Consider the following 22,294-nt stretch of genomic DNA (forward strand, 5'->3'; position numbering starts at 1 on the left):
TTTGAAACTAGTTGTTTTCTCGCATAAGCGATCCTATAATGCAACTGGTTTTTACAGGAGATACCTCGTGGATATGGAATTGCGGTCCGGCTGCCCGATCAACCTGACGATGGAGGTGGTGGGCGACCGGTGGAGCCTGATCATCATCCGCGACATCATGTTTGGCAACCGCCGGCATTTCCGCGATCTGCTCAACAATTCGCAGGAGGGCATCGCTTCCAATATCCTGGCGGCGCGGCTGAAGCGGCTGCTCTCGCTCGGTTTCATCAGCAAGCGGGACGATCCGAGCCACAGCCAGAAGGCGATCTACAGCCTGACGGAGCCGGCGATCCAGCTCGTGCCCGTCTTCGCGATGATCGGCGCCTGGGGCAGGCGTCACCTGCCGGTGACGGAGGATCTCAGCATTCGCGCGCAGCTTCTGGAAGAGGGCGGGCAGCCGCTCTGGGAGGAGTTCATGGAGGATCTCCGGCAGATCCACATCGTCGATCCGGTCGGCGGGGCGAACGGGACGGTGACCTCGCCGGTGCTGGCGCGGCTGACGGCGGCGTTTCTGGAGGTGCGGGGGAAGATGGCGGTGGGGGCGGCGTGATGTAAGCGAGGGGCGATGGTGGAAGGTGTGCCGTGTGGCCCCCTCATCCGGCTGCCGCCACCTTCTCCCCGCTGGGGAGAAGGGGAGATGCCGCTTCGCCACCGGTCCCATGAAATAGAGTGCCTTTGAACAAACGCGTCGTTTGGCACCGTGCGCAGGCCTTACTTCCGCTTCTCCCCAGCGGGGAGAAGGTGGCCCGAAGGGCCGGATGAGGGGGCGGCACGGCATGCCTTTTCTTCCATCTTAGTTGCCGGAAAAGCCAATTACGATCAACCTTCAGCTGTCGTTTTCCTTGGGTTGCTACCGAACGAACAGAATAATCAGCGGCCCGGCCAGCAGGCTGGTGAGGATGAAGGCGGAGAGGAGGTAGGTCTCCAGGAGGCGGAGGATGGATTTTAAGTGGATCATGTCGAGGTCCTGAATTGTGGTGCCCGATCCTCCGGTGGAACAATTGCAGCAGCATGACCGGCTGCCTTTCAAGTTCCGCAATGTTGCTGCAACCCTTGCGGCCGAAACAGGGGCGCAAGGGTTGGTGGGGCGATGCGGATTCTGCTGATTGAGGATGAGAAGGAGCTGGCCGAAGCGCTGACTGCGGCGCTCGGCAAGCATGGGATCGTGACCGATCACACGGCGCATCTTGCCGATGCCGTGGAGCTGACGCGGCAGAACCCCTATGACGCGATCCTGCTCGACCGGCGCCTGCCCGACGGCGAGGGGCTGCGCTTCATTCCGGAGCTGAGGCGCACCGGCAAGGATACGCCGATCATCGTGCTGACGGCGCTGAACGCGCCGAAGGAGCGGGTGGAGGGGCTCGATCTCGGCGCCGACGACTATCTCGGCAAGCCGTTCCTTGTGGAGGAACTGATGGCGCGGCTACGGGCCGTGCTGCGGCGGCCGCCGAGCCTTTCCGAGCTGAAGATCACCGCCGGGCGGATGGTGATCGACCCCCTGCATTTGAGCGTCACCGTCGGCGATACGCCGTTCGATCTGCCGCGGCGCGAGCTTCTGGTGCTGGCAGCACTTGCCAGGCGCAAGGAGAAGACGGTGCTGCGCTCGACGCTCGAGGCGGCCGTTTACAACTACGAAGAAGAAATCCAGTCGAACGCGCTCGACGCCCATATATCGCGGCTGCGCAAGCGGCTTGCCGATGCGGGTGCGGAGGTTTCGATCCACAATATCCGCGGCGTCGGCTATCTCATGAAGGAAGAATGATGGGCGGGGCAGGAAACACCAATCCGTCGCTCTGGTGGCGGCTCAGCTGGCAGCTCAGCCTGGTCTTCGTCGGCGTGGTGACGGCGGTCACCATCGGGCTCTGCTTCTATGGTGCGACGATCCTCTCTCCGAATGTCGCCCTGGAGGATCATATTACCGCGGCGCTGGCTCCGGCCGCTGCGCTCGATGCCGAAGGACGGCTCGAGATAAGGGATACGCCGGAGCTCGAAGCGCTCAAGCGGCAGTATGACGGGCTCTGGTATGTCGCGGCGACGACGAAGGGGTCTTTCGTCTCCTACGGGAGCGTTCCTCCAGTCTATGCCGAGCTTGCGCGCCTGACCTATCTGTTCGAAGGGGCCGATATCAGGGGATCGGCCGGCACGGACGAGATCGCCTCGGTGGAAAGCGTGGAGACCGCGATCGGCGAGCTCAGGGTTCTGTTCGGCGGCGTGGCCGACAAGGGCTGGCCTGTCATTACACTGATGGGCGCCGTCTATCCGATCTATGTGCCGCTGCTCGCCATTGCCTTGCCCGCGGTTTTTCTCGCCGTTCCGAGGATCGTCGGGCGGGGGCTTGCCAGCGTCAGCGAGGTTGCCCGCAAAGCCTCGGAGATCGAGCCGCGCCGCTATGATGCGCGCCTGCCGCTGGACGGCATTCCAAGGGAGGTCGCGCCGCTGGTGATCGCCTTCAACGAGGCGCTCGGCCGGCTGGAAAACGAATTCCGCAAGCGCCAGCACTTCCTGATGGATGCGGCGCATGAGCTGAGGACGCCGATCGCGATCATGCAGACCCGGATCGACGGGACGGCGGAGGGGCAGGACCGCAGGCGGCTGCTCGACGACGTCGCGCGTCTCGCCGAGACCGCCGAACAGCTGCTCGATTTCGAGCGAAACGACCAGGCGCGCGATCTCCAGGAGACCGTCGATCTCGTCGAGATCGCCCGCGGCGTGGTGGCCGACCTTGCGCCGCTCGCCATCGGCGCCGGCTACCAAATCTCCTTTCAGAGCGAGGTCGAGAGCCTGAAATGCAAGGGCAGCCCTTCGGCGCTGCCGCGGGCCGTCAGCAATCTGGTGCGCAACGCCATCGACCATGGCGGCAACAGAGGCATGATCACGGTCTCAGTCTCGAATATGGGCGGCGGGCGGATCAGCGTGGCCGACGAGGGGCCGGGCATTCCGGCCGAGCACCGGGAACTGGTGTTCGAGCCTTTCTACCGCGTCACGCCGAAGAGCACCGGAGCGGGGCTGGGCCTCAGCCTCGTCAAGCAGATCGTCTTGAACCATGGCGGCGAGGTTCGCATCGCAAGTGCCGCGGCCGGCACCGAGGTGGCGATCCAGCTCGGATGACGCCGGTTGTTTGCGGCAGCCGATGCTGCCGGAAACGATGTAATGCTGCCGCAATTCTTCGCCGCCAATTTCGCCTGACATTATCGGCGACGGAGGCCAGAGAGAGTGCGCAGAAATCCTTTTATTTCATCTTTTTCAAAGGCTTCGAAAGCGGTGTCGCTCGCGTTGCCGCTGGCGCTCGCCGCGGCTGCGGCCGGGTGCAGTTCGGTGCCGCTTAAGGAGAGCGGGACGCTTTCCACCTATTCCAATCTCGGCGCGCCGAAGGGCAAGCTTTCGAAATCGCGCGTCTATGTCGATGGCCTCAGTCTCGCCCCGATCAAGACGGTGGCGATCGAGCCGACACGCTTCGGCTTCGCGGCAGCGAGCCGCATCAAATCGCCTGCCGACCGGGCGATGGTCGCCAATGCGCTCGACCGGGCGCTCTGCATTTCCCTGAGCGACAGATACCAGATGGTGGCAGGAGGCGGGAGCGCGGACCTGACGATCCGCTCGATGGTCACCGACATCGTGCCGACCAACAAGACGATGGCGGGCGTTTCCACGGTCGTCACCGTCGGCACGGGCTTCGCGCTGCCGGTCGGCGTGCCGCGCCTGCCGGTCGGGCTTGGCGGGCTGGCGGTGGAGGCCGAGGCGGTCGACAAATCAGGCGCGCAGCGGGCGGCGATGGTCTGGGCGCGCGGGGCGAACTCGCTGCAGAACAATCCGCGTGTTTCCGAGGTGGGCGACGCCTACGGCCTCGCCTCGAAATTCAGCAGCGAATTCTCGCGCATGCTGATTGCAGGCAAGGAGCCGAAGGGGCTGGACCTCTCGCTTCCCTCCCGGCAGCGGATGAAATCCTGGCTGGGCGGCAAACCGAAATACGTCGCCTGCGATGCCTTCGGCCGCGAGCCCGGGCTGGTCGGCGCCGTCGCCGCAAAATACGGCGCGCCGCCGCAATGGACGGAGAAAAAGCCGAAGCCGGCCGCCGCTTATTGACCGAATGCTCTGCCCCACCCCGAGGCTGGGCTGCCGGGACGGACGGGGCCGGGGACGGAAAAGCCGTGCTCCGTCCGTCTTATGGATATCAAATGAATGGCAGCAATAAGCCCCGCACTTTCATGCGGGGCTTGCTGCAGGGCCGGCGGACTGGATTTACCGGCACTGGCGGCGTGGGCCGTAGTTCGGCTGGTAGGTGTTGTCATAGGCGCGATACGACCGGTAACGGGCGTAGCAATATTCGGCATGCGAACTGTAGCCGCGCGAGCTGTAGGCGCGGGGCTGCGAGGCGATAATGCCGCCGATGAGGGCGCCGGCTGCCAGGCCCCCGATGATGGCGCCGGTATTGTCGTGGTGGCGATAGCGACGGTTGTAGCGGCCGTAACGATCGTCCCTGTAATAATCGCGGTCGCGATAGTAGCTGCGATCACGATTGTAGTGGCGTCTCGGATACCATCTGCGGCCGTTGTTGAACTGGCCTGGGCAGTTCGTGAAGTTATTGCAGCCGACCTGCATGATCCGGGCATCGCTGCCTCCGGGTGCCGGCTGCGCCGCCTGTTGTACCGGGCTCGGCACAAAGGCAGGGCCTGCCGAAGCCGGCATTCCGGAGAAGGCCGTCGCTATCGACAGGGCAATGATGGCGAATCTTTTCATGTCACTCACCTTGGGTAAACGGATGTATCGAGGGGATAACGCAGCGGAAGGGATTTAGTTTCATTTTCGGAAACAATGAGGCACTGCATGGCGGAATATTCGGCGGAAAGTTCAAATTGAAAGAAGATGCTCAATGAGATCTTTATAGGGCGGCTGCTTCAATAATCCCCGGTGTAACGGCATTTTCTGCCTGTCGGAAGGACTACCATGCGGCTCTCCAGAATTCTCGGCATTCTCTGTCTCTCCACGACTGTGGCGCTGGCGCCTCTCAACATCGTCTTCACCGATCTCTCGCCCGCTTTCGCCAAGGGCGGCAATGGCGGCGGCGGCGGTGGAGGTGGTGGTAACGGCGGCGGCGGTGGTGGTGGTAACGGCGGTGGCGGAGGCGGCGGTAACGGCGGCGGCAGCCACGGCGGTGGAAGCGGCAACAGCGGCAGCCATGGCGGCGGCGGCAGCAAGAGCAGCGGCGGAAAGAGCAGCTCCAGCGGCAAGACCAATAGCGGCAGCGCGAAAAGCTCGGGCAAATCCGCCCAGACCGGCAAGGCCGGCAAGACGAAATCGGCCAAGCAGACGGTCAGCACCAAGGGCGCTGCCAAGAAGACGACTCTTGCCACGGCGCCTGCAGCCAAGCCTTCGAAGAAGCCTGCGGCGGAGCTTGCCAAGCTGAACTCGCTGAAGCGCAACTACCACGCACTGATGAATACCGCAGATCCGAAGATGGCGGCGCTCTCGGCCTATGCCACCGCCTATGCCCAGTACGAACTCGCCAATGGCGTCGCGCCGCCGGCTGACGATCCTGTTCTCGGCGATGCCGCCCTGATGGCAGCGCTGGCTTCGGCCACCAAGACCGGCACGCTCAGCCCCGAGGCTCTCGGCTGGGCAAAGGACACGCTCGGCATCGGCACGGCCGTCGGCACGATCGATCAGATGAGGGACGCGCTGGCGGCAGCGGCTCCGGTAACGGAAGACCCGGTGGCGGAAGAACCGACGACCGAGACGCCTGTTACCGAGACTCCGACTGGCGAGACGGCTGAGGGCACCGAGACGACAGATCCTGCGACGATTGTGGAGACGCCGACCGAGACATCGCAAACGACTGATGCCGCAGATGGCGTGGATGCGACCGAAACGGCCGCCACGAGCAGCGAGACGACGAGTCCGTGACCTTCCGCGTGAGATAGCGGTTTCAATGAGCGGCGTTGCCTCCTGGATGTCAGGGGGCAATGCTTCGGTGCCTTCACCCTTGGCGGTCGGCCGGCGGGCGCGTCAGAGCATGGCCAACCTCATGCACTCGGGCATTTCCTGCCTGGGACGGAGAGAGCGTTGAATTCGAGTGTGCGGCGGACAATCCTGATCTTTGGGTTGACCCTGATTTTATCGACGAGCATTCACGGCCAGACATCGCGCGATAGCGCGCGAGCCGTCAACAACATCGTCCTCAAATCCGACCCAGACAGCAACCAGCGGATCCACGTCGGTGCGGGTGATGACGTCGTATATGGCCGGGGAGGGCAGGACGAAATTCGCGGTGAGGAAGGGGATGACACGCTCTTCGGCAACTGGGATGACGATCTTCTGACCGGCGGACCGGGCGATGATATCTACGGCTATGCCCGCGGCGACGGCAATGACACCATCCTCGAAACCATCGAGGACAGCGGCTTCGACACGCTGCTCTTTTCCGACATAGGCCCTGGCGATATCGGCCTTCGCCAACAGGGCGACGATCTCATCATTGCGATTCCGGTGCGCGCCGAAGATCTGGTCAAAAACGGATCAATCCTGGTGGAGTCCGGGATCCGTGCGGGCAGGAGAGGCAACAGCGTCGAGGGCGCGCTTGAACGGAGTGCAATTGATATAGTCGAGAGTGGGTCGATCCTCATAAAGTCGGCATTCGCCGGTGGTCAGAAGGGGATCGAAAACATTAGCTTCAACGACGGCACGATCTGGTCGAAGCAGGATATCAGCGCGCACATCAGCGTGGTTATGCCCGAGGGCATCGAGGGCTCGGCGCGCTCGGACACCATGGAAGGCACCAGGGGCGACGACCTGATGATCGGACTTGACGGAGGCGACAAGCTTTCGGGATCTTTCGGCGACGACACCTACGTCTATGCCGGCGGCCATGGCTACGATGTTGTCAATGACGGCGTTAACATGTCCAACGAGATCGACACACTTCGCCTGATCGACCTTACCGCCTCCGATGTATCCTTGCTGCGGGACGCGACGAAGCTGCTGGTGATCGTCCTTGCGACGGGCGAGGTCATCACTGTCGAACAGCAGTTCGTGTCTGAAGGCTATTGGGGCATCGAGAAGATCGAATTTTCCGATGGCGTTTCCTGGGACAGGAAGACGATCCTTGAGAAGGCCGTGGATTAGGGCCGCGACCGGAAAGTGGATCGCGGCCGACGCGGCTTCTTTAAGCGGAGGCTCGTGGTTTGGTGAGCGCCTTGCCGATGTTTTGGCCGGGCATTTCGATGAAGGTATAGCCGAGCCAGGCGAGGGCATAGACGATCGGCATCGTGATCAGCAGCGTGAGAGCCCAGCGGACAGGGTTGGTGACATCGACGGCGCCGATGAGATAGGCGACGACCGGCTGCATGATCAGCAGGTGGATGAGATAGGCGCCGAAGGAAAGCTCGCCGAGATTATGGAAGAAGCGGTTGCCGAGCCAACTGCTGACCGGTGCCGCTATCCGGGCCGCGAGCGGCGGCAGGCGCTCTGTGTGAATGAGCGCGAAGAAGGTCAGGACCAGGACGAGCCTGGTGATCTGATGGAGCCAGTCCATCTCGCCGCCGATCGGGGCGATCACGAGATAGCCGGCAAAGCCTGCGAACAAATAGGCGCGCTTCTCATTCGTCCATAGGGCGCCTGCGAGCAGCATGCCGGCTGCGAAGACATGCATCTTGAGCGGCAGGAATGTGGGCATCTGAAACGTGTATCCGACCTTGTGGCACACATACGTCGCCAGTGCGCCGAACGCCGCAACGCCGGTGATGCCTTTGATCCAGCCGACGCGGCCGACGATGATCATGATAAATGGCAGGGCGGCGTAAAACTGCATTTCGAGCCCGATGCTCCAATCCGGAAGCGCCGTCCTGAAAGAATAGGCGCGGCTGAGGCCGAACAGGAAGGAAAAATGCGCGAGATAATTCGACAGGCTGCTGTCGAGATATCGGCTCGCAAGCTGCGGCTGCACGCCGTTATAGGCGTCGATCACCATGCGGGCATCGTAGATGAGCGGGCCTAGCGTCAAAGCGGCGACGAGCATCACGTAATAGAGGGGCGCAATTCGGAAATAGCGGCGAATCCAGAAGGTGGTCCACGTGCTCGTTGCCTCCCATGGCTCCCTGCCGCGCCTGCGCTGATAGTGGAAGACCATCAGGAAGCCCGAGAGCATGATGAAGAGATCCACGCCCAATTCGGGATCGCCGATCAGCGGCACCTTGAAGCCGGTGAGAATATGGGCGTGTCCGATCAGGACCCAGAGGGCGGCGAGACCACGCAAGCCGTCCAAGCATTCGATACGACCACCCGCACGAGAAGGACTCATATTTGCAACCCTTTCGTTCATGGCGGAGGGATAGCAAGGTTTGCGGTCTCGCATCAACAACTTTGCGGCGCTATCCAATGATTGTCTGCAACGAGCCGATGTGGACGCGCTCGATTTTTGCTCCCAACCATCCCGCTTCTATGATCGCGCCTCATCGGGGGCGTGATCATCCATGGCGAGATTGACGGCGAAGCAGCGGCTGTTCGTGGCGGAATATCTGAAGGATTTGAATGCGACGCAGGCGGCGGTGCGGGCGGGCTATAGTGAAAATTTAGCACCCAAGAATAGCTGGCGGTTGATGGCGAACGAGGTGGTTCGCGGCGCGATCGACAAAGCGCTGGCTGCGCAGATGGAGCGAATGGAGATCAGCGCCGAGCGGGTGCTTTCGGCGATCGCGGATATTGCTTTTGGCGATGTGCGCGATGTGTTCGACGAGGAGGGCGCGCTGAAGGCGCCTGCCGAGTGGGACGACAGGACGGCGGCGGCGGTTGCCGGGCTGGAGTTCAATACCTCGGCCAAGGCCAAGGGCGACGTGGTGCATGTGGCGAAGATCAAGCGGGCGGACCGGCTGAAGGCGCTCGATATGCTGGCGCGCCACCACGCGCTCTATCACGACCGGCTGGAGATCAAGGGGCTGGAGGCACTGAGCGAGCGGCTGGCGCGCGCCAAGGCGCGCAAATCAGGCGATGGCGGGGCGGAGGGCTGAGATGGCGGGTGATGCTGGAAGGGTGGGGCGCAAGGCCGATCCGAACGAGGGGATTATCGAATTGGCGAGCGATTGCCAGTTCGATCCGCTCGCCTGGAGCTTCAGCGCCTGGGACTGGGGTATGGGGGCGCTTGAGGGGCATGCCGGGCCGCGGGCCTGGCAGCGGGATATTTTTCGGCCGTTCGCGATCATCTCGCCGATCCCGCCACGCGCTTTCAGCCGCTGCAGATCGCGGTGGCCTCAGGCCACGGCATCGGCAAATCGGCCTGCATGGGCATGCTTTCCAATTGGGCGATGTCCTGCTGGAACGAGGCGATGCTGGTGACGACGGCTAATACCGATACGCAGATGCGCACCAAGACGGCGCCGGAGATCGGCAAATGGTTCCGCTCCTCCATAACAGCGCATTGGTTCGACGTGCAGGCGACCTCGATCCGCGCCCGGGACAAGGCGGCCTCGGACAAGTGGCGGCAGGATTTCGTGCCCTGGTCGGTCAACAATACCGAGGCCTTCGCCGGGCTGCACAATCAGGGCAAGATCATTGTCTTGGAATTCGACGAGGCTTCTAAGATCCATGACAAGGTGTGGGAGGTGGCGGAAGGTGCGCTGACCGACGAGAACACGGTGATCATCTGGATCGTCTTCGGCAATCCGACGCGCAATTCCGGCCGCTTTCGCGAGTGCTTCCGCCGCTATCGTCACCGCTGGGTGACACGCCAGATCGACAGCCGCACGGTGGAGGGCACCAACAAGGCGAAGATCCGCCAATGGCAGGAGGATCACGGCGAAGACAGCGACTTCTTCAAGATCCGCGTTCGCGGACAGTTTCCGAGCCAGTCCGCCATGCAGTTCATCTCCGCAGACGATGTCGACCAGGCGCGGATGCGCCATCTCCGCCGCGAGCAATATGCCTTCGCGCCCGTCATCCTCGGCGTCGATCCGGCCTGGACCGGCGACGACACGCTGGAGATCATGCTGCGCCAGGGGCTCTATTCGAAGAGCCTCGCCTCGTTTTCGAGGAACGACAACGATGTCGAGGTGGCGGCGCTGATCGCGCGGCTGGAGGCAGAGCATCAAGCCGACGCGGTGTTCGTCGACGCCGGCTACGGCACCGGCATCGTCAGCGCCGGCGAGGTAATGGGTCGCTCCTGGCGGCTGATCTGGTTTTCGGGCAAGCCGCTCGATGCCGGCTTTCTCAACAAGCGCGCCGAGATGTGGGGCATGCAAAAGCGCTGGATCAAGGCGGGCGGGGCGATCGACCCTCAGGATGAGGCGCTCTACCAGGATCTGGTCGGGCCGGAGACGGTGGCGCGGCTGGATGGGAAGATCCAGCTGGAGAGCAAGGAAGACATGAAGGCGCGCGGGCTGCCTTCGCCGAACCGGGGGGATGCGCTGGCGCTGACCTTTGCGGAGCCGGTGGTGAGGCGGGAGAGGGGTGTAAGGGCCGGGAGCGGGGTGGATGTGGAGGTGGAGTATAGTCCGCTGGGGTGAGGGGGGGCCGGCCTCGTCCTGCGGGGCGCTTCAGGTTGAGGGCGGAGAGAGGGTGGTGCTGTTTCGACCTTCGATCCGATCCATTAATCGATCGTTCCTATGAGTTCGTTGATAAAAAACTCCTTGTTCGGGACCTCGTCGGCCTGCCGGCCGCGGGTGAACACCAATGTTCGCCAGGCATTGCGACTCTCTATTACGATCGTGATCTCCACGGCTGCGTTGGCCGCTGTGAGGCTTTTGCCGGTTGCGCGAAGCGCGGCGTGGCCCCGCACCGTGACGGGCGCCCAGAGCGATGTCAAAACCACTTCCTTTGCCAAGGCATCGGCGATGGCATGCGCGTAGCTTATGCGGTCCACATCGTCGAAATCCAGCCGCTGGTATCCCAGCAAGGCTTCGGCGAAAAGTGCATCGGAATTGAAATAAAACACGTTGCCGTCGCCGTCCGGGAACTCGCCTTCTTTCCATGTTCGCGCGATGTAGGCGGTCCGGTTGGTGATCGGGTTTTTCCACGGCCGAACGGACTCCAATTCGAGACCGGATCTCACGATGTCGGAATTTAGGTGGGCGGTGATGCCGATCAGGACCGCGACGGCGAGCATGCCGAGGACGGTGCGCAGCCTGGATGATCCGCCGACGACTGGCGCTTCGCCTTGGTCATAGCTCGCAGGTTTTCCGGCCTTGAGCCGGTGGTATTGGCGCGTGAAGGTAAAGGGCCAGAATATAGTCAAACCGAGGGCAAGGCCCGCCAGCAAGACCCGAAACTCGCGCCGGAAGAAAAAGTCAGATCCGTTTTCACCGTCGGGCAGAGTTACTCTAACGCCGACAATCGCCTTGCCGATGGTTGTTCCCGTTACCGTCATGATGCAGCCGAGAACAACGGCAGCTATCGGAACCAGGATCAAGTTGAAGAGTGAAGCAAATTTGCCCATCACCGTGAGATAAAGAGCCGGCGCATATATCGACGTCAGCAAGCCAAATGCAAAGCTTAAGCCCAGCTGGATCAAGAAGAAGTCAACCAATCGCGCCCAAAACCGCGGCCATGGTCCGGCCGGTGATGCGCTCGCGGACATTGCGACGGGATCGACAGGCGCGACAGCGCTGTCGGGCTGATTTTTACCAAGCCGGATGAGTGCTGAATAGCCGACAGTCGCGCTCACGAAGAGGGCGATTTGCCATCGCTTCTCAATCATCAAGCTTACGAAACCATTCGCCGAGGCGATCGGCAGCCATGCCGTCAAGGCGGCAGTTAGCGCCAGATCGATCAGATAGACGGCGGACAGAGCGCAGACTCTCCACCAGAAGCGGGTCGGCGGTGCGATGATCGTGATGATCGCCGAAGCTAAAAGACCCCTGAAAAGCGGGAGGGTCTGCAGCTTCTGAACATCAAGTCCTTGGACGTGGATGACCGCCGAAAAGCCGACAAGTCCGATGACGGTTGCCAATAGCAGGGCAGCGATATTGGCGAGAAGCGGATTTGGAGATGATGTTGCCGTCATTGTCTTGAGGTCGCCGGCTTTCGGCAAAGAGGTTCACGCTGGCGCTTCCGACCGAGCGAACCAGCCAAAAGGTCTCGGAAAATCATACATCCCCACGAAAGATCGATTGGGGGAGTTATGCATATTGAACAATGGCTTGGAAGTGCACCCTGACGGGCCACACACGTAATATTTTCGATTTGAACTTCTGCTCCGCACTGCCATGCCGCTGTCGACTTTTCCTCGCGAGTTATTCACGGCGCGGACGCGCCGTGGCTGGATTCCTGTGACGGGCACAGGAATGAGGAGGGTGGGTGTTCGTCGCGGCAACCATCGGGGACGTAGACATGGATTTAGCCCTCCCGGGTGGAGGGAAGAGCGTTTTGCGGGGCATAGGCGGACACGCACTCTCCCTTGCTGCCTTCCGGCCCTGCCGCGCTCTTCCCTCTTTCGGGACGCTATTTCCCGTGAGCTAGATGGATGATGTCCCATGTGTCTGTTTTCCAAGCCTTCCCAGCCTGATCCGCCGGCGCTTCCGCCGGAGCCGGCGCAGTTGAAGCAGCCGGATGGGGCTGCGGTTCGCACCGCGGTGGCGCGGCGGACGGAGGATCGGGTGCGGTCGCGGCCCGATACGATCCTGACTTCGCCGGGCGGTGTGACGACGACGGCGCTGACGGAGAAGAAGACGCTGCTTGGGCAGTAAGGCGAGCGGGTAGGCGCTCGCGCGCAAGGTTTGCGTGGGCCTCCGCGTTCTCCTTTGGCGTCATCCTCGGCCTTGTGCCGAGGATCTGCGGCGCCGGCGGCAGATGCTCGGCACAAGGCCGAGCATGACGAAAGAGAGGCTGGCCGGCCTTTTCACAGTGAAGAGCGCAGATCCTGTCCGCGTGGATTTACCAGCGTCGGCGCTGCCGTGCGGATGCACCAACGCAACCGGGTTGCGTGAATGGATACCAATGCAAGCCGTGCCTGGATGAATGGCACCAACGCAGCTTCGCTGCGCGGATGGAGATGACATAAGCATGAGCGACAACGCACCTGATCATGAGAGCCAGATTACCTATCACCGGCGGCGGATGGAGGAGCTGAAGCGGGTCCGGCAGCCGTGGGAGAATGTGTGGCGGCAGCTTTCGGACTATATCGAGCCGACGCGGCTGAGGCTGACCGACAAGGATGAGGGTGCGGTGAGCCGCGCCAAGATCATCGACAGCACCGGGACCTTCGCGCACCGGACGCTGAAATCCGGCATGCATTCCGGCATCACCTCGCCGGCGCGGCCGTGGTTCCGGCTGACGACCTATGATCCGGATCTCAAGGATTTCGCACCTGTGAAGGAATATCTGGCGGCCGTCGAGCAGCGGCTGCGCGAGGTGTTCCAATCTTCCAATGTCTACAACGCGTTTCACACCGGTTACGGCGATCTCGGGCAATTCGGGCAGTCGGTCGGCATTCTTTCCGAGGATTCCGACAAGGTGGTGCGGATGCAGCAGTTGCTGCATGGCAGCTTCTGGATCTCGCGCGACGAGAACGGCCGGGTGACGACGCTTTACCGGCGGTTCCGCTGGTCGGTGCAGCGCATCGTTTCGCGCTTCGGCTACGACAATGTCAGCCAGACGGTGAAGAATTTCTACGACAACGGCCGCTATGACGAGATGCTGACGATCTGCCATGCCATCGAGCCCAGGCTTTCGCGCGATCCCGACCGGATCGACAAGCGCAACAAGCCGTTCCTTTCCAATTATTGGGAGGAGCAGGCGGGCGACAAGCGGCTGCTGGAGGAAAGCGGTTTCGACGAGAACCCGCTGATCGGGCCGGCCTGGGAGATTGCCGGCGACGACAATTATGCGACTTCGCCCGGGCAGATCGCGCTCGGCGATATTTCCATGCTGCAGCTGGAACAGCAGCGCAAGCTGGAGGCGATCGACAAGCTGGTGCGCCCGCCGATGACCGGGCCGACCTCGATGCGTAACAATCCGGCTTCGCTGCTGCCCGGCAAGATCACCTATGTCGACGATCCCAACGGGCGGGGCTTCCGGCCGGCGATGGAGATCCAGCTCAGGCTTTCCGAGCTTGCGAGCGATATCCGCGAGACGCAGGAGCGCATCCGCCAGGCCTTCTATGCCGATCTCTTCCTGATGCTGTCGCAGATGGAGGGCATCCAGCCGCGCAACCAGTTCGAGATCGCCGAACGCAAGGAGGAGAAGCTCTTGGCGCTCGGGCCGGTGCTGGAGAACATCTACGGCGCGCAGCTGGAGCCGACGATCGACCGGACCTACCAGATCCTCAACCGGCGGCGCGAGCTGCCGCCGCCGCCCAAGGAATTGCAGAACCAGGAGCTGAAGATCGAATATATCTCGATCCTCGCCCAGGCGCAGAAGGCGGTGGCGACGGGCAGCATCGAGCGCGGCTTCGCCTTCCTCGGCCAGGTCTCGGCCGTCAAGCCCGAAGTGCTCGACAAGGTCGATGCCGACGAGGCGGTCGATCTCTATTTCGATTATCTCGGCGTGCCGCCCTCGGTGGTGGTGCCCGACGACGAGGTGGCGCAGCTGCGCGACGCGCGGGCGCAAAAGCAGCAGATGGCCGAAAACGCCGAGATGGCCGCCAAGATGGCGCCGGCGGCGAAATCCGGCGCGGATGCGGCCGCCGTGCTTGCGAGCGCCGGTGAGAACCCGAACGGGGCGGCGCTTCTGCAGCAGCTGGGGCTCGGCTGATGGGCGGGCTCGACGAACATCTCAATCCTGCCGAGCGCCAGAAGCGCGAGGCGCTTGCCGCAGCCTTCCGCGAGGTCTTCTCGCTGCCTTCGGGCAAGCGCGTGCTGTTCTGGATGCTGGAGCAATGCGCGATCTACCGCGAAGCCTTTGCCGGCGAGGCGGTGAGCACGACGCATTACACGCTCGGCCTGCAAGGGGCCGGGCGCAAGCTGATCGCCAAGCTCGACGAGATCGATCCGCGCTTCTACCCCAGCCTGCTGCTCGAGATCGCCACCATCAAAGCCATAGACCGCGAGGTCGCCACCAACATGAGGAGTGAAGACGATGATGTCGACGCATGAGCGCATCGGCCGGCCAACCATATGCTGGAGCGCCGAAGGCGCGAGCGGCGGTGCGGAGCCGGAGAATATTCTCTTCCCCGACGACGCGCCGCAGGGTGCCGAGGGAATCCATGAACCGGCTCATGACCGTCAGGCCGATTCGGTCAAATCCGATGAGGAGACGGCGCCTGGGAAGGCTGGGGATGGCGGCGAGACCACGCCCGACGAGGCCGACACGGTGCCGGAGGATGGCAAGTACACGCTTGCCATGCCAGAGGGCATCGCCGTCGACGAGGAGCTGCTCACAGCGCTCGGCCCCGACTTTCGCGAGCTCGGGCTGACCAATGGCGAAGCGCAGAAGCTTGCCGACCGTTTCATCGCCATCCAGGCGGCGCGCGCCGAGACGCGCGGCAAAGCATGGGGCGAGACGGTTTCGAAATGGGCCGACGACGCGAAAACCGATCCGGAGATCGGCGGGCGCAGGTGGGACGGGACCGTGCGCGACAGCCGCCGCTTCGTCAACACGATGGGGACGCCTGCTTTGCGCGAATATCTGGAGGCGAGTGGTGGCGGCAACCATCCGGAGCTTATTCGTATTTTTGCGAAGGCCGGGGCGTTGATCAAGGAAGACGACCCGGCCACCGGCGGCGCCGGAGGAGCGGGCAGACCCGTCGATCCAGCGCATGTTCTGTTTCCGAACGATGCACCGAAAGGCTAAAGAGACATGGCAACAATCGGCAATAGCTTCCCTCAACTGATCGACATGCATAAGGGCTCGACGGAGGGCTCGGTTGGCGAACTGTTGTCCCAGCAGAACCCCATTCTGGACGACGCGGTCGCGACCGAATGCAACATGGGCGCCTCCCACCGCCACATGATCCGCACCGGCCTGCCGTCCGTCGCCTGGGGCCGCCTCTACCAGGGCGTTCCGCAGTCCAAGGCGACCATGCAGCAGGTCGACGACACCACAGGCTTCGTCGAGGCCATGTCCGGCGTCGACGTGCGCCTGTTGAAACTCGCGCCCGATCCGGCCAAGGAGCGGCTGACCTCGGCGGCACCCTTCATGGAGGCGATGAACCAGGAGGTGGCGACCGGCATCTTCTACCACAATACCGAGACGACGCCGGAGAAGTTCAAAGGCTTGTCCGCCCGCTACAGCAGCTATTCCGACACGCGCGGCACCATCGCCAACCAGGTCGTGAACGGCGGCGGCACCGGCAGCGACAACACCTCGATCTGGTTCGTCACCTGGGGCGACCACGCCACCTCGCTGCTCTATCCCAAGGGCACCAAGGCCGGCGTCAGCCACGAGGACAAGGGCGAGCAGCGCGTGCTCGACGAAAGCGGCCAGCCCTATTTCCGCAAGGAAGACTACTGGTGCTGGCATGTCGGCATGTTCGTGAAGGACTGGCGCTACAACGCCCGCGTCGCCAATATCGACGTCTCCAACATGCTTGCCGGCAGCGTCGATCTCTGGGCGCTGATGCGCAAGGCCTATTACCGCCTGCAGTCGCGCCGCCGCGACGGCGTCGCCAGCCGCATCGCGATCTACATGAACCGCGACGTGCTCGAAATCCTCGACGTGCAGTCGAGCGACCGAAGCCTGCTGGCGGCCAACCCGAACTATACCGGGCTGACGCACATGACCGTCGAGGGCAAGGAAGTCCGCGCCTATCGCGGCATTCCGATCCGCGAGACCGACGCCATCCTCAACACCGAGGCGGCAGTTCCGGCCGCGGTGTAACGGCGGCCTGATCGGCTTAGGCCCGTCGCCGATGGCGGCGGGCAAACCTCCCAAGACATAGAGATCCGAGAGGCATTTCAGATGATTTTCGACAAGCAGAGCCTGCTTTCCGACGCGCAGGCGATCACCGCCGATGCGGCCAGCACCAATGTGATCAATCTCGGCCCGATCGCCACCGGCACGGTGCGCAACATCGGCAAGGGCAAGAAGATCCCGCTTTCGATCCAGGTGGTCGAGGCGTTCAACAACCTGACCTCGCTCGAGGTGAAGGTCCAGGTCGACGACAACGAGGCCTTCGCCACGCCGAAGCAGGTCGGCACGACCGGCGCGCTTGCGCTCGCCGACCTCGCGCTCGGCAAGCGGCTCAACATCGACGTGATCCCGCGTGACGCCGACGAGCGCTTCTTCCGCCTGTTCTACGACGTGACGGGCACGGCGCCGACATCAGGCAAGATCACCGCCGGCGTGGTCGCGGCCTCGGAGTAACCGGCCATGGTGACGGTGATCGCAAATGAAAGGGGCTATTTCGACGGGGAGCTGCGCGACATCGGCGCCGCCTTCGTCGTGCCCGACGCGCTCTGGAACGACGAGGAGAGGCGGCCGAAATGGGCAAGGCTTGCCCCGCAGGGGGCAGGCGGCGCCAGGGTCGTCAGGCCGAAAGGCGGTGAGGCCGATGGTGCGGCCGAAATCCCTGAGGACTGGCAGGGCCTGAACGCGGCCGAACGCAAGGCGCTGGCGAAGGCGATCTCCGGAGAGCCGGCGCCGAATGTCAAGGAGGCGGACGGCGTGATCTCGGCCGAGGTCGAGCGGCGTGCGGCGGCGGCAGAGTCGGGCGGCGATGCGCCGACAGAGGCTGCCGTGCCGGGGAATGGTCTGCAGGAGGCGCTCGGTCTGCAGCAGCCCGATTGGGTTGTGTCTGCCGGGTGAAAGACTGACGGGGAGGGCGCAAGCCCTCCCTCTGACCGGTGGCCCCGGCCGTCGGGTCTTCGTTCGTTCTGCTCGGCTTGTGCTCCAAGCATCTGCTTCCGCTCGAAAGGGCAGCAGATCCTCGGCACAAGGCCGAGGATGACGCCGAGAGAACATTGGGAGGGCGCGTGCCCTTCCTTCTGCACTCCAAAGAAGAAACATTCCATGGCCGAGATTTTCAATGAGCAGCGTGTGGTCGGCGTGCATGTCGTTCCCGATGGGACGGTGCTGCACAATGGGCAGCGCGTGGTGGGTATTCGTGAGGCCGAGAGCGGCGTACTGTTTACCGGGGGCCGGCGGGTGCTCGGCGTCAGCGTGCTCTCCGGCAGCGAAGTCATCTACAACGAGCAGGTCGTCATCGGAGTGGTGATCATTCCGGACGGGCGCACGCTCTATAACGGGATGCCGGTCGTGCCGGTCAGCGGCAGCGGGCATCCGCCCTGGGTGGCAGACCCGAACCGCTACATGCCGGCGGCAACCCGGGTGGAGTGGCCGGGCGGCTTCACGCAGACCTATGCGGCTGGCCTCAATTATCAGGCTTCGGAACTTTACTTCGGGTCTCCCGACTATCCCACGAACAGCTTCCTGATCCCCTTCGTCGGCTTCGGTGTCCAGCAGGGCAACAACTCGCCGCAGGAGACCATCAATCCGAATGCGGATGTGCTGATCGACGAAGTGTTCTTCCTGCATCCTGACGGCAACGAATATCCGGTGCTGTTCGGCGGGCTTGCCGCAGCGACGGCGACGGCGGCAACCGGCATCGTCTGGGGGCAGGCGATGCTGCCGGCAGCTTTGCCAAGGCGGTCTATCTTTGGCATCCGCACGGTCTGGCACGGCACGGTCGGCAACACTTATATCGGCGGCTACCGCGTTCAGCGTCATCGCGGCGAGAAATATTGGGCGGCGGGCGACCTGGCATCCGTGCGGGCGCTGGCGGCGGCCGATGCGCCGAGCACGTCGGACCGGGATCCGGACAGTTTCTACAATACGGTCGGCGATGTCAGCAACTCGCAGCCGCTGGCCTATGGCCCGGCGCTGATCTTCGCCAAGGGATGGGACGGACGGCCGGTGCCGCTCGTGCTTTCCGACAGCCTCGTCGAGCGCCAGGAGATCGCCGCATCGGCGGATGCGCGCGGCAATATGGGCGTCTGGCGCCGCTGGCTCGACGTGCCCGATCCGGTCTGGGGCGAAACCATGCCGCTGATCATGGGCGTGCCGGGCGCGAAATCGCAGCTGGAGCTGACGGGCTCGGGCAGCACGATCGCGACACTGCGCTGGGGACTGATCGACATCGTCAAGAACACCTATAATGGCGGCCTCAATCCCTGGACCTTCGTCTTCGATCAATCCGGGCGCAACGACAACAATGCCACGGCAAGCACCTGGGCGAATTTCAAGTTCGGCCTCATCGACCGCGTGAAGACCAGATATGGCGCCGGTACGCACGTGGTCGGTTTGACCCTCTGGCCCACCATGACGTCAACGGATGGCGGCCGAACGGCGGCTGCCTACAGCGTCCCCATTCTCTGGAACGGTGTGAGCGGCACCCTCAAGGCCGTCAACGACGCCATCAAGGCGTCCTCCCGCTATGCAAGGGTTATCGACGTGTTCGGTGCCTTCACGACCGATGCAGATCCATCCAAGGCACCGGCATCCGAGATGTTTCCGCTCGGCAAGGTGATCGGTCATCCGGGAAATCAGGACGGGGTGACGACCTGGGACACGATCAAGATGCCGTCGGGGATACCGCGCGGCGCGGTGGTCATCTTCGAATATCAACCGGGTCTCTGGGCCGGGCGGACCGTCCTCAGCGAGGTCGTCAACGGCGACGGCACATCGAACTACAAGGTGCTGGAGATATTCGCGACCAACGTGCAGGACAACGCCACCCTCTATGGCAAGGCCATGAACCTTGACTCCGGCACCGGCACCACAACGCACGTTCATCCGTTGCTCTACACCATCCTCAGGACAGTGAGCCGCATCCCCCAGTCGGAGAAGATGAAATTCTATCCGGCGTGAGCCAGGAGGCGCTAGAACAGGACGATTTAGGCCCGGTCGGCCCGAATCGTCCTGTTCTACATTAAGAGTTAGAGCGTGATGTCGTCCGAAAACCGTTTACACTTTTCGGCATCATGCTCTAGGCGTGCCGTCCGCCGGCCATCAGGCGAAGCTGATGTTCGTCGTGGACGCCCTGGCGATAAAGCTCGATGATGAGGGCGCCGATCTTTTCGGCTTTCTCGCTCCCCCTGTCGATATCAAGCTCAATGCAGAGAGCTTCATGAACGCGCCGGCAAACGTCGAGATCCGCGGAGGCGAGCGGTTCGTCGCGTGTGCTGAACAGCTTGTCTGACATCGGCTGGCCCTTTTCGATGTCGGTGAATCGCTGTTGAGAAAGATAATTTCGCGACGTTTCTTCTGCAAGATGGACGAAGGCCCGAATCTCGCAACAGTGAAAACGCTTGAAATGAAGGACGCGAGCGATGGAGACGGACCGGCGGGACGCCGGCGCGTCGATCTCGCGGCCGCAGAGCGTGGGGATCTATTTCGCCTCGGGAGACTTGCCGCCTTCGCGCGACAGGCGCAATTCTTTCAGCCTTCGCGTCTTCTCCCGGCGGGCCCGCTGCTCCGCCTCGATGGTTTCCTTGGCGGCTCGCTCGGTATTTTCGAAACGATCCTGCCGATAAGCCTTTGATGAGGGTTCACGTTCTCTTTTCATGGGCGTGAAACGCGAACCGGCGGAAACGGTTTCATGGAAAATGCCGAAAGCGGCCGGCGATTTGCCGATCTTTTGGGCGGAAGCGGGCTTTGGCGGCGGGAACCGCCGAGTTTAAGCCGTGAAGCCGGGCGCCTTGCCGGCGCCCGGATTTTGCGATGATCAGCCCTTGATGAAGGCCAGCAGATCGGCGTTGATGACCTCGGCGTTGATGGTGCACATGCCGTGCGAGAATTTCTCGTAGACCTTCAGCGTGGCGTTTTGCAGGAGCTTGGACGAGAGCAGGGCGGAATCGGCGATCGGGACGATCTGGTCGTCGTCGCCGTGCATGACGAAGGTCGGCGCGGTGATGATCTTCAGGTCCTCGGTGAAATCGGTTTCCGAAAAGGCCTTGATGCCGTCGTAATGGGCCTTGGCGCCGCCCATCATGCCTTGGCGCCACCAATTGTCGATCACCGGTTCCGACACTTTTGCGCCGGGACGATTGAAGCCGTAGAAGGGGCCGGCCGGGAGATCGCGGTAGAATTGCGCGCGGTCGGCGGCGAGCTGGCTGCGCAGGCCGTCGAAGACTTCGATCGGCAGGCCGCCCGGATTGGCTTCGGTCTTGACCATGAGCGGCGGCACGGCGCCGATGATCGCCAGCTTGGCGACGCGGCCCTGGGGCTGGCCGTGACGGGCGACATAATGCGTCGCCTCGCCGCCGCCGGTGGAGTGGCCGACATGGATGGCGTTGCGCAGATCGAGATGCTCGACGACGGCGGCAGCGTCCGCCGCGTAATGATCCATATCGTGGCCGTCTCCGACCTGGGTGGAGCGGCCGTGGCCGCGGCGGTCATGGGCGACGACGCGATAGCCCTTGTGCAGGAAGAACAGCATCTGGGCGTCCCAATCGTCGGAGCTCAGCGGCCAGCCGTGATGGAACATGATCGGCTGGGCGCTCTTTGACCCCCAATCCTTATAGAAGATCTCGACGCCGTCCTTGGTGGTAACTGTGCTCATGGCATGGGCTCCCTTGGTTGGTTGGATTGATGCAGGCGGAAGTCTGCGCCGTCACCGGCGCAATCGGGCAAGATCATGGGCGCGGGTGAAAGATTGCGCCGGATGCTGATGTACGTATCTAATCCGGCTTTCTACCGAATTGATATGACAGATTTCCATAAGCGACCGCGCAGATAAGTAAAGCTACGGAGATCACAATCAGGGCGTTCTTGGGGTGGGGTCTTGCCGCGCGCCCGCCTCGTCCTTCGAGGCCCCTTGCGGGGCACCTCAGGATGAGGCTTCGAGGTATCTGCGGAGCCGCCCCAGGTGAGACTTTGAGCCTCCTGCGGGGCACCTTGGGATGAGGCTCTCGTGGCCTTAAACGTGTTTACGGCGCCAACCATCTGCGCACTAACGTCAGCCAACCCAAGGGGCTGACCGACATGACATCCATTATTTCCATCTGCAATCTGGCGCTCGCTTCGATCGGCAAGGACAGCATCAACGCGCTGAGCGAGCCGACGGTGGAGGCGCGGGCCTGCAACCGTTTCTTTGCGCCGGCGCGCGATGCGCTGCTGCAGGCCTATCCCTGGCGCTTTGCCGGCAGGACGCGTTCGCTGGCCGAAATCGTAAATGATCGGCCGGGGGAGTGGGCCTATGCCTATGACCGGCCGGTGGACTGCCTGGCGATCCGCGGCGTTCGTTCGGCGCTCGACGTGACCGGCGAGACTTCTGTAGGCGGCGTCTTTTCCGGGGGCGCGTCCACGGCGGGCGGGCATGCCTATGATGCCGAGGGCGGCGCTATTGCAATATTTCGCCGGCCTATCTCAATTTCACCGAACGGCTGACCGATCCGAC

The 22,294-nt window shown here is 62.9% G+C and carries 23 protein-coding genes; 17 read left to right on the forward strand and 6 right to left on the reverse strand.

Annotated elements, in window-relative coordinates; all coding sequences use genetic code 11:
• Positions 1–67: 67 nt before the first annotated feature.
• From ATY76_RS04550 to ATY76_RS04570, 4 genes are all read left to right on the forward strand, one after another.
• Positions 68–589 (forward strand): helix-turn-helix domain-containing protein, encoded by a 522-nt coding sequence (locus ATY76_RS04550; protein ID WP_088673542.1) that lies wholly within the window; start codon positions 68–70, stop codon positions 587–589.
• A gap of 540 nt (positions 590–1,129) precedes the next feature.
• On the forward strand, positions 1,130–1,801 hold the full coding sequence (locus tag ATY76_RS04560) for a response regulator transcription factor (RefSeq protein ID WP_088673544.1): 672 nt from the start codon (positions 1,130–1,132) through the stop codon (positions 1,799–1,801).
• Positions 1,801–3,147, forward strand: coding sequence for a HAMP domain-containing sensor histidine kinase (locus ATY76_RS04565; RefSeq protein ID WP_088673545.1), 1,347 nt, complete (start codon positions 1,801–1,803; stop codon positions 3,145–3,147). The genes ATY76_RS04560 and ATY76_RS04565 overlap by 1 nt, the downstream gene beginning before the upstream one ends.
• 105 nt (positions 3,148–3,252) lie before the next feature.
• The gene (locus ATY76_RS04570) at positions 3,253–4,122 is read left to right on the forward strand and encodes a DUF3313 domain-containing protein (protein ID WP_088673546.1); all 870 of its coding nucleotides are present in this window, start codon (positions 3,253–3,255) and stop codon (positions 4,120–4,122) included.
• Positions 4,123–4,278: 156 nt separating this feature from the next.
• Here ATY76_RS04570 and ATY76_RS04575 read toward each other — a convergent pair whose 3' ends face one another.
• On the reverse strand, positions 4,279–4,776 hold the full coding sequence (locus ATY76_RS04575; RefSeq protein ID WP_088673547.1) for a BA14K family protein: 498 nt from the start codon (positions 4,774–4,776) through the stop codon (positions 4,279–4,281).
• A gap of 207 nt (positions 4,777–4,983) precedes the next feature.
• On the opposite strand from ATY76_RS04575, the gene ATY76_RS33610 reads away from it, so the two are divergent.
• Positions 4,984–5,940, forward strand: a complete 957-nt coding sequence (locus tag ATY76_RS33610) for a hypothetical protein (RefSeq protein ID WP_190233584.1) — start codon at positions 4,984–4,986, stop codon at positions 5,938–5,940.
• A gap of 159 nt (positions 5,941–6,099) precedes the next feature.
• Positions 6,100–7,158: a calcium-binding protein gene (locus ATY76_RS04590; protein ID WP_088673550.1), complete on the forward strand. Its 1,059-nt coding sequence runs from the start codon at positions 6,100–6,102 to the stop codon at positions 7,156–7,158.
• A gap of 40 nt (positions 7,159–7,198) precedes the next feature.
• Here ATY76_RS04590 and ATY76_RS04595 read toward each other — a convergent pair whose 3' ends face one another.
• Entirely contained in the window at positions 7,199–8,332 is a 1,134-nt protein-coding gene (locus tag ATY76_RS04595) for an acyltransferase (protein WP_088673768.1), read from the reverse strand.
• A 172-nt stretch (positions 8,333–8,504) separates the two neighbouring features.
• Here ATY76_RS04595 and ATY76_RS04600 point away from each other — a divergent pair, with 172 nt between their 5' ends.
• Both ATY76_RS04600 and ATY76_RS04605 read left to right on the forward strand, forming a co-directional pair.
• The gene (locus ATY76_RS04600) at positions 8,505–9,038 is read left to right on the forward strand and encodes a terminase small subunit (RefSeq protein ID WP_088673551.1); all 534 of its coding nucleotides are present in this window, start codon (positions 8,505–8,507) and stop codon (positions 9,036–9,038) included.
• Positions 9,039–9,272: 234 nt separating this feature from the next.
• A complete protein-coding gene (locus ATY76_RS04605; RefSeq protein ID WP_245309685.1) occupies positions 9,273–10,529 on the forward strand; it encodes a terminase in 1,257 nt (418 codons plus the stop codon).
• 83 nt (positions 10,530–10,612) lie between these two features.
• Here ATY76_RS04605 and ATY76_RS04610 read toward each other — a convergent pair whose 3' ends face one another.
• Positions 10,613–12,025 (reverse strand): RDD family protein, encoded by a 1,413-nt coding sequence (locus tag ATY76_RS04610; RefSeq protein WP_141104984.1) that lies wholly within the window; start codon positions 12,023–12,025, stop codon positions 10,613–10,615.
• Positions 12,026–12,494: 469 nt separating this feature from the next.
• Here ATY76_RS04610 and ATY76_RS04615 point away from each other — a divergent pair, with 469 nt between their 5' ends.
• The 8 genes from ATY76_RS04615 (at position 12,495) to ATY76_RS04650 (ending at position 19,764) form a co-directional block, all read left to right on the forward strand.
• Positions 12,495–12,707 carry a hypothetical protein gene (locus ATY76_RS04615; protein ID WP_088673553.1) on the forward strand — a complete coding sequence of 71 codons (213 nt, stop codon included), beginning with the start codon at positions 12,495–12,497 and terminating at the stop codon, positions 12,705–12,707.
• Positions 12,708–13,023: 316 nt separating this feature from the next.
• Complete coding sequence (locus tag ATY76_RS04620; RefSeq protein WP_088673554.1) at positions 13,024–14,712, forward strand: portal protein; 1,689 nt, start codon at positions 13,024–13,026, stop codon at positions 14,710–14,712.
• Positions 14,712–15,053, forward strand: a complete 342-nt coding sequence (locus tag ATY76_RS04625; protein WP_088673555.1) for a hypothetical protein — start codon at positions 14,712–14,714, stop codon at positions 15,051–15,053. The genes ATY76_RS04620 and ATY76_RS04625 overlap by 1 nt, the downstream gene beginning before the upstream one ends.
• Positions 15,037–15,750 carry a hypothetical protein gene (locus ATY76_RS04630; RefSeq protein WP_245309687.1) on the forward strand — a complete coding sequence of 238 codons (714 nt, stop codon included), beginning with the start codon at positions 15,037–15,039 and terminating at the stop codon, positions 15,748–15,750. The genes ATY76_RS04625 and ATY76_RS04630 overlap by 17 nt, the downstream gene beginning before the upstream one ends.
• Before the next feature lie 6 nt (positions 15,751–15,756).
• Positions 15,757–16,776 carry a major capsid protein gene (locus ATY76_RS04635; protein ID WP_088673557.1) on the forward strand — a complete coding sequence of 340 codons (1,020 nt, stop codon included), beginning with the start codon at positions 15,757–15,759 and terminating at the stop codon, positions 16,774–16,776.
• Positions 16,777–16,857: 81 nt separating this feature from the next.
• Entirely contained in the window at positions 16,858–17,262 is a 405-nt protein-coding gene (locus ATY76_RS04640; protein WP_088673558.1) for a Bbp16 family capsid cement protein, read from the forward strand.
• 6 nt (positions 17,263–17,268) lie between these two features.
• Positions 17,269–17,703 carry a hypothetical protein gene (locus ATY76_RS04645; protein ID WP_088673559.1) on the forward strand — a complete coding sequence of 145 codons (435 nt, stop codon included), beginning with the start codon at positions 17,269–17,271 and terminating at the stop codon, positions 17,701–17,703.
• A 441-nt stretch (positions 17,704–18,144) separates the two neighbouring features.
• Complete coding sequence (locus ATY76_RS04650; RefSeq protein ID WP_088673769.1) at positions 18,145–19,764, forward strand: hypothetical protein; 1,620 nt, start codon at positions 18,145–18,147, stop codon at positions 19,762–19,764.
• 118 nt (positions 19,765–19,882) lie between these two features.
• Here the strand turns inward: ATY76_RS04650 and ATY76_RS04655 are convergent, their stop codons facing one another.
• From ATY76_RS04655 to ATY76_RS04665, 3 genes are all read right to left on the reverse strand, one after another.
• The gene (locus ATY76_RS04655) at positions 19,883–20,098 is read right to left on the reverse strand and encodes a hypothetical protein (RefSeq protein WP_088673560.1); all 216 of its coding nucleotides are present in this window, start codon (positions 20,096–20,098) and stop codon (positions 19,883–19,885) included.
• Between the two features lie 186 nt (positions 20,099–20,284).
• Entirely contained in the window at positions 20,285–20,461 is a 177-nt protein-coding gene (locus ATY76_RS04660) for a hypothetical protein (RefSeq protein WP_190233585.1), read from the reverse strand.
• Positions 20,462–20,620: 159 nt separating this feature from the next.
• Positions 20,621–21,457: an alpha/beta hydrolase gene (locus ATY76_RS04665; protein WP_088673562.1), complete on the reverse strand. Its 837-nt coding sequence runs from the start codon at positions 21,455–21,457 to the stop codon at positions 20,621–20,623.
• 422 nt (positions 21,458–21,879) lie between these two features.
• Here ATY76_RS04665 and ATY76_RS04670 point away from each other — a divergent pair, with 422 nt between their 5' ends.
• Entirely contained in the window at positions 21,880–22,284 is a 405-nt protein-coding gene (locus tag ATY76_RS04670; protein ID WP_245309691.1) for a hypothetical protein, read from the forward strand.
• Positions 22,285–22,294 lie beyond the last annotated feature (10 nt).

It is taken from the genome of Rhizobium sp. R339 (assembly GCF_002211395.1).
Taxonomy (GTDB): domain Bacteria; phylum Pseudomonadota; class Alphaproteobacteria; order Rhizobiales; family Rhizobiaceae; genus Rhizobium.

What these genes read in the sequence shown, in the direction of transcription:
- ATY76_RS04560 (WP_088673544.1), top strand. Translation starts at nt 1,130, where the DNA reads ATGCGGATTCTGCTGATTGAGGATGAGAAGGAGCTGGCCGAAGCGCTG.
- ATY76_RS04565 (WP_088673545.1), top strand. Translation starts at nt 1,801, where the DNA reads ATGGGCGGGGCAGGAAACACCAATCCGTCGCTCTGGTGGCGGCTCAGC.
- ATY76_RS04575 (WP_088673547.1), bottom strand. Translation starts at nt 4,776, where the DNA reads ATGAAAAGATTCGCCATCATTGCCCTGTCGATAGCGACGGCCTTCTCC.
- ATY76_RS33610 (WP_190233584.1), top strand. Translation starts at nt 4,984, where the DNA reads ATGCGGCTCTCCAGAATTCTCGGCATTCTCTGTCTCTCCACGACTGTG.
- ATY76_RS04595 (WP_088673768.1), bottom strand. Translation starts at nt 8,332, where the DNA reads ATGAGTCCTTCTCGTGCGGGTGGTCGTATCGAATGCTTGGACGGCTTG.
- ATY76_RS04600 (WP_088673551.1), top strand. Translation starts at nt 8,505, where the DNA reads ATGGCGAGATTGACGGCGAAGCAGCGGCTGTTCGTGGCGGAATATCTG.
- ATY76_RS04610 (WP_141104984.1), bottom strand. Translation starts at nt 12,025, where the DNA reads ATGACGGCAACATCATCTCCAAATCCGCTTCTCGCCAATATCGCTGCC.
- ATY76_RS04615 (WP_088673553.1), top strand. Translation starts at nt 12,495, where the DNA reads ATGTGTCTGTTTTCCAAGCCTTCCCAGCCTGATCCGCCGGCGCTTCCG.
- ATY76_RS04620 (WP_088673554.1), top strand. Translation starts at nt 13,024, where the DNA reads ATGAGCGACAACGCACCTGATCATGAGAGCCAGATTACCTATCACCGG.
- ATY76_RS04625 (WP_088673555.1), top strand. Translation starts at nt 14,712, where the DNA reads ATGGGCGGGCTCGACGAACATCTCAATCCTGCCGAGCGCCAGAAGCGC.
- ATY76_RS04630 (WP_245309687.1), top strand. Translation starts at nt 15,037, where the DNA reads ATGATGTCGACGCATGAGCGCATCGGCCGGCCAACCATATGCTGGAGC.
- ATY76_RS04635 (WP_088673557.1), top strand. Translation starts at nt 15,757, where the DNA reads ATGGCAACAATCGGCAATAGCTTCCCTCAACTGATCGACATGCATAAG.
- ATY76_RS04640 (WP_088673558.1), top strand. Translation starts at nt 16,858, where the DNA reads ATGATTTTCGACAAGCAGAGCCTGCTTTCCGACGCGCAGGCGATCACC.
- ATY76_RS04645 (WP_088673559.1), top strand. Translation starts at nt 17,269, where the DNA reads ATGGTGACGGTGATCGCAAATGAAAGGGGCTATTTCGACGGGGAGCTG.
- ATY76_RS04650 (WP_088673769.1), top strand. Translation starts at nt 18,145, where the DNA reads ATGCCGGTCGTGCCGGTCAGCGGCAGCGGGCATCCGCCCTGGGTGGCA.
- ATY76_RS04655 (WP_088673560.1), bottom strand. Translation starts at nt 20,098, where the DNA reads ATGTCAGACAAGCTGTTCAGCACACGCGACGAACCGCTCGCCTCCGCG.
- ATY76_RS04660 (WP_190233585.1), bottom strand. Translation starts at nt 20,461, where the DNA reads ATGAAAAGAGAACGTGAACCCTCATCAAAGGCTTATCGGCAGGATCGT.
- ATY76_RS04665 (WP_088673562.1), bottom strand. Translation starts at nt 21,457, where the DNA reads ATGAGCACAGTTACCACCAAGGACGGCGTCGAGATCTTCTATAAGGAT.
- ATY76_RS04670 (WP_245309691.1), top strand. Translation starts at nt 21,880, where the DNA reads ATGACATCCATTATTTCCATCTGCAATCTGGCGCTCGCTTCGATCGGC.